This window comes from Lysobacterales bacterium, from assembly GCA_014946745.1.
In the GTDB taxonomy this organism is placed as follows: domain Bacteria; phylum Pseudomonadota; class Gammaproteobacteria; order Xanthomonadales; family Xanthomonadaceae; genus Aquimonas.
The window spans coordinates 391,819-406,087 of record JADCRD010000001.1; the positions used below are offsets into that span (position 1 = coordinate 391,819).

Here is a 14,269-nt window from a genome sequence, read left to right on the forward strand (position 1 = left end):
CGCCGGCAAACTGCTAAAGTCCGCGCGCTTTCCACTTGGAGTTCACACATGAACCGTTTCGTCTCGCTGGCTGCGGCCGGCCTGTTCTCTCTTGGCCTGGCTGCCTGCGGTGGCGGCGACAAGGGCGCGGCGGATCCCGCCGAAGCCACGGCCACCCCGGATGCCGCTCTGAAGTCCGCCACCTCGGCGCTGCGTCAGAACGACGTCAGCCAGTTCGTCAAGCTGGTCCTGCCGGAAGCCCGCTACAACGAGGTCAAGGCCAAGTACGAAGCGCAGCAGGCGGAAGCGGGTGCGCCCGATCCGGCCGAAGCCGCCGAGTTCGCCGAGATGATGGGCAAGCTCACCGCCGCCGATGCCGAGACCGCGCTGATGGCCGAGCTTGAGCCGCAGCTGGCGCAGTTCGAGGCCGAGATGGCCCCGCAGATGCCGATGATGATCGGCATGGGCCGCGGCATGGCGGTGCAGGGCATCCAGCAGAACGCCGAGATGAGCGAGGACCAGAAGCGTCAGGCCACCCAGGTCGTTGATGCTCTGGGCAACTGGCTGTCGGGCGTCAAGCTGGCCGATCGCGAGCTGGCCAAGCAGGCCATCGCCAAGGCCGTGGCGACCGCCCGCGCCCTGGATATCAAGACGCTGGAGCAGCTGCAGGCGCTGAGCTTCGACGACGCGCTGGTCAAGGCCGGTGTCGCGTTCGGCGGCTTGAAGGATGTGCTGGCGGTGTACGGCTTTGACATCAACGCCGCGCTGGACAGCGCACAGATCGAAGTGCTGAACACCGAGGGCGACACCGCCCGCGTCAAGGTCGGCTACACCCTGCTGGGCGCCACCATCAGCAGCGAGCAGGACATGGTGCGTGAGGCCGGCCGCTGGTACGGCAAGGACACCATGAAGGCGATCAGCGACGCGCTTGACGGGCAGGCTGAAGCCGAAGTCGCGGCCGAGCCGGCGCCTGCGGAGCAGCCTGCGCCGACGGAAGAAGCCGAAGTGACGGAAGAGCCGGCCACAGTCGACGAAGAAGAGACTGCCTCCCAGTAAGGCATCGGATCTGCTCGGCAGACCCCGAAAGGGCGGCCCAGTGGCCGCCCTTTCTCGTTCCATGCGCGCATCAGCAAACGTCCAGCTAACGGCGTGCGCGAGCGCTTCGGCGATACTTCCCCGATGAATGCCAGCCCTACCGCCAAAGAACCGTGGCTGATGCGCCTTCTGGGGCGCTTGCTGCGGCCCTGGATCGCCATTCGCCGCGAGCCCTCCGCGCCCATCGAGTCGCTGGTGCGGCCCGATTTGCCGGTGTGTTACGTCGTCGAGCGCTACGGCCTGTCCAACACGGCCATCCTGGCGCGCGCCTGTGCGGAGGCCGGCTTGCCTTCGCCCTTGCTGCCGATCTCCGAGCACGCCGCCTTCGGTGATGAGCGCGCGCTGGTGGCGCTGTCGCGCCGGCAGAGCACGTGGTTCGGACGACCGCGTTCGCGCACGCACTCGGCCAGCCTTGCGCGGCTGGTGCAAGCGCTGGAGGCGCACCCCGAGCTGGACCTGCAGATCGTGCCGGTGTCGATCTTCGTCGGCCGTGCGCCCGACCGCGAGAGCGGCTGGTTCCGCGTGCTGTTCTCCGAGAACTGGGCGATGGTCGGGCGCTTCCGGCGCGCGCTGTCGGTGCTTCTGAACGGTCGCGGCACCATCGTGCAGTTCGCTCCCGGGGTGTCGCTGCGCGAAGCGCTGGCCGAGGGTCTGACGCGCGAGCGCACCGTGCGCAAGGTGTCACGCGTGCTGCGCGCCCACTTCCGGCGCGTGCGCACGGCGGTGATCGGTCCGGACCTGTCGCACAAGCGCACTCTGGTCGATGCGGTCATCGCGTCGGAAAGCGTGAGCTCCGCCATCGCCGATCAGGCGCGGCGCGATGGCATCAGCCTGGAGCAGGCGCGCGGCAAGGCCCGTCGCTACGCACTCGAGATCGCCGCCGACTACTCGCACCCGGCGGTGCGCTCGGCCTCGTTCATCCTCACGCCGTTCTGGAACAAGCTCTACGACGGCGTGACCATGCACCACTTCGAGTCGCTGAAGCAGGTCGCGCCCGGGCACGAAGTCATCTATGTGCCCAGCCACCGCAGCCATATCGACTACCTGCTGCTGTCCTACCTGCTCTACGTCAACGGCATCGTGCCGCCGCACATCGCCGCGGGCGTCAACCTCAATCTCCCGGTGGTGGGCCCGATCCTGCGCCGCGGCGGCGCGTTCTTCCTGCGCCGCAGCTTCAAGGCCAACCCGCTGTACTCGGCGGTGTTCAGCGAGTACGTGGCCAGCCTGATCACCCGCGGAGTGTCGATCGAGTACTTCATCGAGGGCGGTCGCTCGCGTACCGGTCGACTGCTGCAGCCCAAGGCCGGCATGCTGGTGATGACCCTGCGCGCCTTCCTGCGCCAGCCGCGGCGGCCGGTGGTGTTCCAGCCGGTCTACATCGGCTACGAGAAGGTGATGGAGGGCAAGAGCTACATCGCCGAGCTGTCGGGTGCACCGAAGGAAAAGGAGTCTCTGTTCGGCCTGCTGCGCGCCGTGGGCAACGTGCTGCGCAAGCGCTACGGCAAGGTCGCGGTGAACTTCGGCGAGCCGATCTTCCTCGACCGCGTGCTCGATGCGCACGACCCCGACTGGCGCCGCTTCGCCAGCCAGCCGGACGAGAAGCCGCAGTGGCTGAACCGCGCGGTGGACGACCTGTCGACGCGCATCCAGCGCCATATCAACCAGGCGGCCGACGTCAACCCGGTCAACTTGCTTGCGCTCGCCCTGCTCGCCACGCCCAAGCACGCAATGGCCGAGACCGATCTGCTGTCTGCGCTGGATCTGTTGAAGTCTCTCCTGGAGCGCGCGCCCTACTCCGAACGCGTTACCGTCACGTCGCTGTCGCCCGCGGACATCGTGCGCTACGGCGAGTCCGTGCAGGTGCTGGAGCGCGTCCAGCATCCCTTGGGCGACGTGCTGCGTTTCCCGGCCGAACGGGCCGTGCTGCAGACCTACTACCGCAACAACGTGGTCCATCTGTTCGCCGCGGCCTCGTGGGTGGCGTGCTGCTTCCAGAACAATCGCCGCATGAGCCGCTCATCGGTGGTACGGCTGGGCCGTCTGCTCTATCCCTTCGTGCAGGAGGAGCTGTTCCTGCCGTGGACGGCGGAGGAGTTCGGTCAGCGCATCGAGGCGACGGTCGATCTGCTGATCGAGCGCGGGCTGTTCACGCTTGACGAGGGCGGCGCCCTGCAGCGCGGCCCAGGCCAGACCGACGAGGTCTTTCAGCTGCGCGTTGTGTCGCACAGCCTGCAGCAGGCCTTCGAGCGCTACTACATCGCGATCGCGGTGCTGGTGAAGAACGGCTCGGGTGCGCTGAGTTCGGGCGAGCTGGAGAACTTCTGCCAGCTCACCGCCCAGCGCCTGTCCCTGCTGTACTCGCAGGCTGCCCCGGAGTTCTTTGATCGCGCTTTGTTCCGTGGCTTCATCGGCAAGCTGCGCGAGCTGGGCATGATCCGTCTCGATGCCAACAGCAAGCTCGAGTACGACGAGCGCCTGGAAGCCTGGGCGAAGGATGCGCGCCTGATCCTCTCGCGCGAGCTGCGGCATTCGATTCTGAAGATCACCCCCGAGGTGGCGCGGGAAGTCACTGCGGTGCCGCCGCTGGAGGCAGCGTAGGCGCGCACGCCGCGAGGGTCGCCGCTCAGCGCTCGCCTGCTCCGGGCTGGGCGAGCAGTGAGTCGAAGGCCCGGACATCCCCCTGGTGCTCGGCGGGTTCGATCCCCAGCAGCCGGCAGAGCAGGGCGTAGACGTCCACCGCGTGCACGCGCGGCACGCTCGATCCCGGACGGAAGGCGGGGCCGTAGCCCACGAACAGCGCCTGCATCTCCGGCAGGGTGGGGTCGTAGCCGTGGCCGCCGCGCTTGGGCGTGCGGCCGGGCAGGTTCAGTGCGCGACGGGTCGCGATGACGTGGGGCGGCTCTGCCTGGCAGGTGATTCGCGGCACGCGAGGATGCGATCCGAACTGCCATTCCTGCGGGAAGTCCTGCGGTCGGAAGCAGCGCATGTGCGGATGCTCGCGCAGCAGCGCCGCTTCGACTTCGGCGCGACGTCCGCGTCTGGGTTCGATTCCCGCCGAAGCCCCGAAGCTGATCAGCTCGAAGCTGCGCGGATCCAGCAGTTCATCGAGCAGGATGGGCCGTGACTCGTCGATCGCGGTCATGCCGTGATCGGCCACCAGCACAAGATTGACGCGGCCGGCCCAGGTCGACGCTTCGATGCCCTCGATCAGCGCCGCGATGGCGGTGTCGACCGAGCGCACCGCGCGCCGCAGCGCCGGCGCATCGGGGCCGTGGTCGTGACCCACCGAGTCGACCTGCTCGAAATACAGGGTCATGAAGTCCGGACGGGTGGACTCCGGTCGGTTCAGCCAGTCCAGCACCTGCCGCACGCGCGCGGTGCTGGTGAGGCTGGCGTCGTACGGAAGCCAGTCGTCGGGATGCTGACCCTGCACGTTGGCCTCGCTGCCGGGCCAGAACAGGGTGGCCGTGCGCAGGCCGTGGCGACGCGCGGTGATCCACACCGGTTCGCCGCCCCACCAGCGGCCGTCCGCGACCGCCGTGCGCATGTGCATGGCGAACAGCCCCAGCTCCGGGTCGCGCATGGTGTTGTTGAGGATGCCGTGGCGATCGGGGTGGAGGCCGGTCACCAGGGTGTAGTGGTTGGGAAAGGTCAGCGACGGATACGCGGGCTGCATGGCCTCGGCACGTCCGCCCTGCTCGGCGAGGCGGCGCAGCGTCTGCGCTTCGGGGAACTGCAGGTAGTCCGGGCGGAAGCCGTCGATGCCGATCAGCAGCACCGGCAACGGCCGCGCAGCGGCGCGCTCGTCCGCGTGCGGCGACAGCGCGCAGGCCGACAGCAGGAGGACGAGGGCGCAGAGGCCAATGCGTCGAAGGGTCGCGGACGCAGCGAAAGCACGGGTTGCCATCCGCAGAAGTATGCGGCGGTGCAGCGGGCCAAGCCTGCGCCAAAGGGCATGCCCAGTCAGCGGGGCCACTCGCAGTGCGGGCGAGCGTGCCGCGCGAACATCGATTCGCGGCAACGTGCGGACTGCGTGTCCGGGGTAGCGCCAAACGAACACCACGACGCAGGCGTGACTGCAGCCGCGGGGCGCGAGCCCAAGACAGCGCCAGCCGCAGCGCCCGTGGTCCGCGAGAGCTCTCGGCAGGCGCTCAGCTGACCGGCCGCAGCTGCGGCTTCAGCCAGCGCTGACCGTCGCCCGCCAGCCACACCTCAAGCTCTGCCGCCGGCATGGGGCGTGCGTAGTAGTAGCCCTGCGCGACCGGGCAGCCGGCCTGCAGCAGGAACTGGTGCTGCTCCAGGGTCTCCACGCCCTCGGCGACAACGGTTTGGCCGAGGCTGCGGCCGATGCCCATCACCGCGCTGGCCAGCGCGCGGTCGCCCGCGTCGGTTTCGATGTCGCGTACAAAACTGCGGTCGAGCTTCAGCTCGTCGACCGGCAGGCGCTTGAGATACGAAAGGCTCGAATAGCCGGTGCCGAAGTCGTCGACCGACAGATGCACGCCAAGCCGGTTCAGACTGTCGAGGTCGGCGCGCACGTGGGGCTCGTCGATCAGCATCAGGCGCTCGGTGATTTCCAGCGTGAGCGCGGTGGGCGGCAGCCGGTAGCGCTGCAGCACCAGACGCACGTGGGCGGGCACGTCGTCCTGCCGGAAGCGCTGTGCCGACAGGTTCACCGCCACCGCCGGCACCGGCAGTCCCTTGGTCTGCCATTCGGACAGCTGCGCGCAGGCCTTTTCGAGCACCCAGGCGTCGAGTGCGTTGATCAGTCCGCAGTCCTCGGCCAAAGGAATGAACTGGTCCGGAGGCACCCTGCCAAGCTCCGGGTGGGTCCAGCGCACCAGCGCCTCCACGCCGGCCAGGCCAGGGCGACCCAACAGCACCTTGGGCTGATAGTGCAGCTCCAGCGCATCGCGGCTCATCGCCAGCCGAAGCGCGCTCTCGAGCTGGATGCGCAGGCGCGCGTTCTCGTTCATCGAGGCCAGGAAGAAGCGCACGCAGCCGCGGCCGTCGCGCTTGGCCTCGTACATCGCGATGTCGGCATTGCGCATCAGCGTGTCGAAATCGCGGGCGTCATCGGGGAACTGGCTGATGCCCATGCTGACGCTCGGCATCAGCGTCTGGCCGCCGATCTCGACGCGCTGTGCCACCGCGCGCAGGGCTTTCTCGGCCGCTACGGCGCTCTCGTTGGCGTCGCTGTCGGGAAACAGGATGACGAACTCATCGCCGCCAAAGCGGCTGATGGTGTCGGAGTCGCGCAGCGTTCGGCGCAGGCGATGGGCGACTTCACGCAGCAGTTCGTCGCCCGCCGAGTGGCCCAGCGAGTCGTTGATGTTCTTGAAGCGATCGACGTCGAGCACCGCCAGGCTGAGCTTGCGACCATCGCGCGCGGCTTGCTGCAGTGCCATGCGCGCGCGATCGACCAGCAGCGCGCGGTTGGGCAGTCCGGTCAAGGGGTCGTAAAAGGCGAGACGTTCGATCTCGGCCTGGTTGTCGTCGTGCTGGATGGCCACCCGGCACAGCTGGATGCAGGCGTCGACCATGCGGCGGTGGAAGCGGCTGGGGCCGCGCGCCTCGCGGTAGTAGAAGGCGAAGGTCGCAATCACCTTGCCGTCGCGCCCGGTGACCGGCGTAGACCAGCAGGCCATCAGCCCCAAGGGCAACACGAGCTGCTTGAACGGCGCCCACAGCGGGTCGTTCGCGATATCGCGAACTTCAACTTCCTCACCGCGGAAGGCGGCGGTGCCGCAGGAGCCCGCGACGGGACCGATGGCGACGCCATCGATCGCGCTGGAGTAGGAGATCGGCAAGCTGGGCGAGGCCAGCGGTCTGAGCTTGCCTTCTGCGTCGATCCGCAGCACCGAGCAGACCACTTCGGGCGAGAGGGCCTCCACCTGTCGGCACAGCAAGTCGAGTACCGCGCGCAGCGGCCGGCCCAAGGCCACCGACTCCAGCACGTCGCGCTGCAGCAGATTGACGGCGGCTTCCTGCTGCCGGTCCAGCAGGGGGAAGGTCAGGCCAACCACGGCGTCGAGCGCCGGGTGCTTGCACAGCCGCAGCTCGATGGCGTCGAGCTTGCCTCCGGAGCTGTTCAGCGCAGCGGGTGCGAGCAGGGCGGTGGGGCTGGTCTCCATGCCGGCCAGCAGGCGCTGCCAGCGCGCGGTATCGAGATCGGCGACCAGCTCACCGACGGTGCTTGGCGCGCGCCCGCCAATGCGCTCTCTGAGCGAGGCATTCATGCCCAGCAGTCGGCCCGTCGCGTCGGCCAGAAACGCGCCGACCGAGGTGCCTTCGAACAGCTCGATCGCCGCGCTTCGACCCACGTGGCTGGCCGTGTTCACAGCGCCACCGCCGCGCTGCCGCAGCAAGCGCCACGCGCGGACAGCGGCGCGAGCGAGGAGATGACGCCTTTGGTCTGGGCGAGAGGCATGGCTTGGTAATCGGCTGCAAGGCGTGTGCCGGCCTTAAGGGGCGGCGTCTTGGCGGTTTTCTGTCTGAAAGCTGAACGCAGAAGCGTCCCTTCTTAGATTTCTATACAGTACGTTCTGTACAGTTTTGCCCCTATGACTCGCCCTCCCAAAGCCCGCCAGCGCGTTCTGGACGCCGCCCGCCGCATCGTTGAAGAACGCGGCGCCGGCCATTTGACCTTCGACGAGCTGGCCCGCGAGAGCGGCGTCACCCGCGGTGGTATCACCTACCACTTCCCGACCAAGGAAGACCTGCTGCGCGCCCTGATCGAAGCCGACATGCAGCAGTGGGATGCCGCCGCCGCTCCGCCTCCCGATCTGCCCGTCGGTTGCGTGTGCCCGCGGACCGCCGCGGCGCTCGGCCAGTTGCGCTGTCACCTCAGCGAGGACGAAGGCCACAAGCGCTTCGTGCACGGCATGTTGAGCGCAGCCATGGTCGACCACAGCCTGCTCGATCCGGTGCGTCGACACCACGCGCAGGAGTTCGCGGACTGGGTTTGGGATGAGACAGACCTGCGTCGCTTTCTCCTGCTGGCCGCTGCCGAAGGCTTGTTCTGGCAGGACCTGTTCAACCTGAGCCCGATGCCCACCGAGGCTCGCCTCCGGCTCAAGGCCCTGATCGAGCGTCTGCTGATCGAGTGGGCAGGCGCTGTCGAAACCCCCGCCGCACCAAACGACCACAGCACGCCGGCCGCCTGAGCCGCTGCGATCCGCTTTCCAACTTCCAAGGAACTACCTATGCCTGCAGCCCCGCGTTTCCGGATTGATCCGCGGCTCCTCCCCGTGGCTCTCGCTGTGGCCGTATTGACGGCCTGCTCGGGCGGCGGTGGAGCAGCGATGCAAATGCCGCCCACCGAGGTCAACGTCGCCACCGTTGTGTCCAAGCCCGTCACCCAGTGGGATGAGTTCACCGGCCGCATCGAGGCCGTCGAGCACATCGAGATCCGGCCGCGGGTCGCCGGCTATCTCACCGGCATTCATTTCAAGGAAGGCGGTGCGGTCAAGGCCGGCGACCTGCTGTTCACCATTGACGACCGCGAGTACCGGGCGGCGGTCGCCAGCGCGCGCGCCGATCTTGCCCGCGCCGAAGCGCGTCGCGCACTGGCCGAGACGGAGTTCAAGCGCAGCCAAGCGCTGGTCGAAGCGCGCGCGGTGAGCGCCGGTGAGCTGGAGAGCCGCCAGAACGAAGCGCGCCAGGCCGACGCCGACGTGCTGGCCGCTCGCGCGCGAGTCGAGCAGGCGGAGCTGAGCCTGGGCTTCACCCGCATCACCTCGCCGATCGACGGCCGCGTCAGCGTCGCGCGCCTGCGCGTTGGCAACCTGGTGTCGCCCGGCGAGCCGGTGTTGACCACGGTGGTCTCGCTCGATCCGGTCTATGTCAGCTTCCAGGGCGACGAGCGCGCCTACCTGCGCTACCAGGCGCTGGCCCGCCGCGGTGAGCGCGAGAGTTCGCGTGACGCGGCCAATCCCGTGCGCGTGGGCCTGGCCGATGAACAGGGCTTTCCGTATGAGGGGCGCATGGTGTTCGTCGACAACGCCGTCGACCCCGCCACCGGCACGATCTTCGCGCGCGCCGAGCTGGCCAATCCGGACGGCGTGTTCACTCCTGGCCTGTTCGCGCGCGTGCAGCTGCTCGGCGAGCGACTGGACAGCGCGCTGCTGGTGCACCCGCAGGCCGTGCTCACCGATCAGGACCGCCGTTACGTCTACGTCGCCGACCAGGTCACCCTGCCCCCGGAGATGGGTGGCACCGGCGAGCCGCATCTGGGTGCCGTGCGCAAGGACGTGGTGCTGGGGCCGATCATCGACGGTCTGGTCGTCGTCGAGCAGGGTCTTGACGCCGACGACCGGGTGATCGTGAACGGCATGCGCAAGATCTTCTTCCCCGGTGCGCCGGTGCAGCCGATCGATGTGCCGATGGACCAGCCGAACACCGTACAGGCCGCGCCCGCTGCCGCGCCCGCCGCGGCCGGGGACGAGGGCTGATCCATGGCCCACTCCGACCTTTCCCGCGTCTTCGTCGACCGGCCGATTCTGGCCGCCGTCCTGTCCATCGTCATCTTCGTGGCCGGCCTGATCGCCATCCCCAACCTGCCGATCACCGAGTACCCGGAAGTCGCGCCGCCCAGCGTGCAGGTCACCGCGATCTATCCCGGCGCCAACCCCAAGACCATCGCCGACACCGTGGCCGCCCCGCTCGAGGAGGCGATCAACGGCGTCGAGAACATGATCTACATGAAGTCGGCGGCGTCCTCGGACGGTACCGTCGTGCTGACGATCACCTTCGCGCTGGGCACCGACGTGGACCTCGCGGCCGTGCAGGTGCAGAACCGCGTCGCCCAGGCCCTGCCGCGCCTGCCCGACTCGGTGCGAGCGCTCGGCGTCACCACCGCCAAGGTGTCGCCGAACATCACGATGGTGGTGCACCTGCTGTCGCCGGATAAGCGCTACGACGGACTGTACCTGTCGAACTTCGCGAACCTCAACGTCAAGGACGAACTCGCGCGCCTGCCCGGCGTGGGCAACGCGCAGGCCTTCGGCGCGGGCGTCTATGCGATGCGCGTCTGGATCGACCCCGATCAGGCGGCCGCGCGCGGGCTGACCGCGCTCGACGTGGTGGGGGCGATCCGCGAGCAGAACGTGCAGGTGTCGGCCGGTGCGATCGGCGCGTCGCCGCAGCCGAGTGGCGCTTCGGTACAGCTGCTCGTCAACGCGCGCGGTCGACTTGAAACCCCCGAGCAGTTCGGCGCCATCGTGCTCAAGACCGGCGAGAACGGGGCGGTCACGCGGCTTCGCGACGTCGCGCGCATCGAGCTGGGCTCGAACACGTACGCGCTGAACAGCTACCTCAACAACACCGAAGCCGCGGCGATCGTCATCTTCGAGGCGCCCGGCGCGAACTCGATCGCGCTGTCCGATGCCGTCCGCGCCCGCATGGCCGAGCTCAAGCAGAGCTTCCCCGAAGGCGTCGACTACGCGATCGCCTACGACCCCACCGTCTTCGTGCGTGCCTCGGTCGATTCGGTGATCACGACCCTGCTGGAGGCCGTGCTGCTGGTGGTGCTCGTGGTCGTGGTGTTCCTGCAGACCTGGCGCGCCTCCATCATTCCGCTGCTGGCAGTGCCCGTGTCCATCGTCGGCACCTTCGCGGTGCTGCTGCTCCTCGGCTATTCGATCAATGTGCTGACCCTGTTCGGGCTGGTGCTGGCGATCGGCATCGTGGTCGACGACGCCATCGTGGTCGTCGAGAACGTCGAGCGTCACATCGAGGAAGGGCTGGCCCCCATCGACGCCGCGCACAAGGCGATGAGCGAGGTGTCCGGGCCGATCGTCGCGATCTCGCTGGTGCTGGCGGCGGTGTTCGTGCCGATCGCCTTCATCGACGGCGTGACCGGCCAGTTCTACCGCCAGTTCGCGGTGACCATCGCGGTGTCCGTGCTGATCTCCGCGTTCAACTCGCTGACCTTGAGCCCGGCGCTGGCCGCGGTGCTGCTCAAGCCCCACGGCGCACCGAAGGACGCGCTGGCGCGCGGCATAGATCGCGTGTTCGGCCGCTTCTTCGCCTGGTTCAACGCCCGCTTCAAGCGCAGCTCGGACCGCTATGCCGGCCGCATCGGCGGCACCATTGCGCGGGCGCCGCGCCTGCTCGTCACCTACGCCGTGCTTGTGGTTGTCACGGTGCTCGGATTCACGCAGATCCCCGGCGGCTTCATTCCGACCCAGGACAAGCAGTATCTGTTCGCTGGCGTGCAGCTGCCGGAAGGGGCGACGCTGGAGCGCACCGAGGCCGCGATGAAGCGCATGGGTGAGATCGCGCTGGAAACGCCCGGCGTCGCTGATGTCGTGCAGTTTCCTGGCCTCAACGCCATCCACTTCGTCAGTACGCCCAACGTCGGCGTGATGTTCATCGGTCTGGATCCGCCCGGCGAGCTGCCCAAGCCGGCTGCGGCCATCGCGGGCGAACTGACTGGCAAGTTCGGCGCCATCCAGGACGGCATGGCCTTCGCCTTCATGCCGCCGCCGGTGAACGGCTACGGCAATGCCGCGGGCGTCGAGGCCTATGTGCAGGATCGTCAGCGCATCGGCTACGGCGAGCTCAACGTCGCCACGCAGGCCCTGACCGGAACGATCAGCCAGCTGCCCGGCTTCGGCCCCGGCTCGGCCTTCTCCTCCTTCCAGGCCAACGTGCCGCAGCTCGATGCGGTGGTGGACCGCGACAAGGTCAAGGAGGGCGGGCTTGCGCTGACCGATGTCTTCGACAGCCTGCAGATCTACCTCGGCAGCGCCTATGTCAACGACTTCAACCTGTTCGGCCGCACCTACTCGGTCTACGCACAGGCGGATGCCCCCTTCCGCGACGAGGTGGGCGATGTGGCACGCCTGCAGGTGCGCAATGCGCAGGGCGAGATGGTGCCGCTGGGCAGCGTGGTCGAGCTGGTGCCGAGCTTCGGCCCCGATCCGGTGGTGCGTTACAACGGCTACCCCGCGGCCGATGTCAGCGCCAGCCCCTTCGATCCGGCCGCGGTCAGCAGCAGCGACGCTGTCGGCATCGCCCGCGACACCGCCGCCCAGGTGCTGCCGCGCGGCATGAGCCTTGAGTTCACCGGCCTGACCTACCAGCAGGTCAACCAGGGCATCGCGCAGTACCTGGTGTTTCCGCTGTGTGTGCTGCTGGTCTTCCTGGTGCTGGCCGCGCTGTACGAGAGCTGGTCGCTGCCGCTGGCGGTGATCCTGATCGTGCCGATGTGCCTGCTGTCGGCGCTCGGCGGCATCTGGGTGCTCAACAAGATCAACGAGGGCTGGTACATCGCGCAGATCATCCTTGGTTGGATCAACCCGATGACCGCCGCGCCGCCCACCATCATCGACATGAACGTGTTCACCCAGATTGGCCTGGTCGTGCTGATGGGCCTGGCCTGCAAGAACGCCATCCTGATCGTCGAGTTCGCCCGCGATCTGGAGAAGCAGGGCCGCGGCATCGTCGACGCTGCGGTCGAGGCCTGCCGCCTGCGTCTGCGGCCGATCCTGATGACCAGCTTCGCCTTCTGCGCCGGCGTGCTGCCGCTGGTGTTCGCCAGCGGCGCCGGTGCCGAGGTCCGCCATGTGATGGGCGTGACCGTGTTCTTCGGCATGCTCGGCGTGACCTTCTTCGGCCTGTTCTTCACTCCGGTGTTCTATGTGGTCATCCGCAAACTGGTCGAGCGCCGCCGCGCCCGCCCGGCCGCTGCCGAGGAGGCGCCCGCCCATGCTTAAGCATCCGCTCGCCCTTGCCTTGGCAATGGCCTTCGCCCTGGGCGCCTGCACGGTCGGGCCGGAGTACGTCCGCCCTGCCGCCGAGCTGCCCGAGCGCTTCGACCAGGCCGGGAGCCACGCCGGCACCGAGGCCGTGCAGCCGGCCCTGTGGCGGGCCTTCGGCGATCCCGCCCTGGATGCGCTGATCACCCGTGCGCTGGAGGCCAACACCCAACTCGCCCAGGCGCTGGCGCGGCTCGATGAGACCCGTGCGCTGGCCGGGCTGTCGACCTACAGTCTGTTCCCGACCGTCGATACGGGCTTCAGCGGCGAACGCAGCCGCCCCAGCGGCCGTGACCCGTTCCTCCCGCCCGAGCAGGGCCTGACGGACACCTACCGCGCGGGCTTCGACGCCAGCTGGGAGATCGATCTGTTCGGCACCCTGCGCAACCCGAAACGTGCCATCGACCGCCGGGTGCAGGCCGATGCCGCGGCGCTGCAGCATGTCCACATCAGCGTGGTCGCTGAAGTGGCCCAGGCGCTGTTCGAGCTGCGCGGCGCCCATGCGCGCCTGCGCTTGCTTGAGGAGAACCTCGACGGCTGGCAGCGCACGCTGGATCTGGTCACCGCACTCGAACGCTACGGCCGCCGCAGCGCACAGGATGTCGCCGCCGTGCAGGCGCAGCGTTCGGCGCTGGCCGCACAGTACGCCCAGCAGGAGGCCGCACTGGTGCGCGCCGAGCAGCGGCTGGCCGTGCTGACTGCGCAGCCGGTGGCGGAGGTGCGCGCGCAGATCGATGCCGAGGCCGGGCTGCCTGAGCTGCCGCCGCTGGTGGCAGTGGGCACGCCCCAAGACTGGCTGCAGCGCCGGCCCGACGTGCGCGAGGCCGAGCGCCGCTTGGCCGCGACCTACGCGGATATCGGCACGGCGGTCGCCAACTACTTCCCCAAGCTCACCTTGCTAGGGGGCTTCGGCTGGACTGCGCAGAATTTCGGTGATCTGGGCGAGGATGCGTCCGAGCGCTGGAGCTGGGGGCCGTCAATCACCTGGAGCATTCTCGACTTCGGCCGCACCCGGCAGCGCGTGCAGGCGGCTGAGGCCCGCGCCGACGGTGCTGAGGCGCTGTTCCGCGAGACCCTGCTGCGGGCGCTTGAGGAAACCGAGAACGCGATGGCGGGCTATCGCTCGGCCAACCGCGCGGCCTTCGATCTCGAAGCGGCCGCCGAGGCCGCACGCGAGTCGGCGCGTCTGGTGCGTCTGCGATTCGAAGCGGGCAGCGAGGATGCACTCGCCCTGCTCGATGCGGAGCGCACGCGCATCGATTTCGAGCTGCGGGCGGTCGACAGCGAAGTGCAGCGTGCCACCGCATTGGCCGCGCTCTACAAGGCGCTGGCCGGCGATTTCGCGGAGCTCGATCCCGAGGCCTTGGCCGCGCGCCGCTGAAAGAAAGCCGCGTGCGGAGGTCTTCCGCACGCGGCGCGTGGTTCGTGCGGGG

8 protein-coding genes are annotated in these 14,269 nt (G+C 68.6%); 6 read left to right on the top strand and 2 right to left on the bottom strand.

Going from position 1 to position 14,269, the window contains the following annotated elements; translation table 11 throughout:
* Positions 1-48: 48 nt before the first annotated feature.
* The gene (locus tag H4O13_01615) at positions 49-1,035 is read left to right on the top strand and encodes a hypothetical protein (GenBank protein MBE5314084.1); all 987 of its coding nucleotides are present in this window, start codon (positions 49-51) and stop codon (positions 1,033-1,035) included.
* Positions 1,036-1,158: 123 nt separating this feature from the next.
* On the top strand, positions 1,159-3,672 hold the full coding sequence (plsB, locus tag H4O13_01620) for a glycerol-3-phosphate 1-O-acyltransferase PlsB (protein MBE5314085.1): 2,514 nt from the start codon (positions 1,159-1,161) through the stop codon (positions 3,670-3,672).
* A 25-nt stretch (positions 3,673-3,697) separates the two neighbouring features.
* On the opposite strand, the gene H4O13_01625 is transcribed toward plsB, so the two are convergent.
* Together H4O13_01625 and H4O13_01630 are read right to left on the bottom strand one after the other, a co-directional pair.
* A complete protein-coding gene (locus tag H4O13_01625; protein MBE5314086.1) occupies positions 3,698-4,981 on the bottom strand; it encodes an alkaline phosphatase family protein in 1,284 nt (427 codons plus the stop codon).
* Between the two features lie 244 nt (positions 4,982-5,225).
* Positions 5,226-7,415 carry an EAL domain-containing protein gene (locus H4O13_01630; GenBank protein MBE5314087.1) on the bottom strand — a complete coding sequence of 730 codons (2,190 nt, stop codon included), beginning with the start codon at positions 7,413-7,415 and terminating at the stop codon, positions 5,226-5,228.
* 222 nt (positions 7,416-7,637) lie between these two features.
* On the opposite strand from H4O13_01630, the gene H4O13_01635 reads away from it, so the two are divergent.
* The 4 genes from H4O13_01635 to H4O13_01650 are packed head-to-tail and all read left to right on the top strand — an operon-like array spanning position 7,638 to position 14,217.
* Positions 7,638-8,240 (top strand): TetR/AcrR family transcriptional regulator, encoded by a 603-nt coding sequence (locus H4O13_01635; protein ID MBE5314088.1) that lies wholly within the window; start codon positions 7,638-7,640, stop codon positions 8,238-8,240.
* A 39-nt stretch (positions 8,241-8,279) separates the two neighbouring features.
* On the top strand, positions 8,280-9,527 hold the full coding sequence (locus H4O13_01640; protein MBE5314089.1) for an efflux RND transporter periplasmic adaptor subunit: 1,248 nt from the start codon (positions 8,280-8,282) through the stop codon (positions 9,525-9,527).
* 3 nt (positions 9,528-9,530) lie between these two features.
* Positions 9,531-12,794: an efflux RND transporter permease subunit gene (locus H4O13_01645; protein MBE5314090.1), complete on the top strand. Its 3,264-nt coding sequence runs from the start codon at positions 9,531-9,533 to the stop codon at positions 12,792-12,794.
* A complete protein-coding gene (locus H4O13_01650; GenBank protein ID MBE5314091.1) occupies positions 12,787-14,217 on the top strand; it encodes an efflux transporter outer membrane subunit in 1,431 nt (476 codons plus the stop codon). Before H4O13_01645 ends, H4O13_01650 begins: the two co-directional genes overlap by 8 nt.
* The last annotated feature ends 52 nt before the right edge of the window (positions 14,218-14,269 follow it).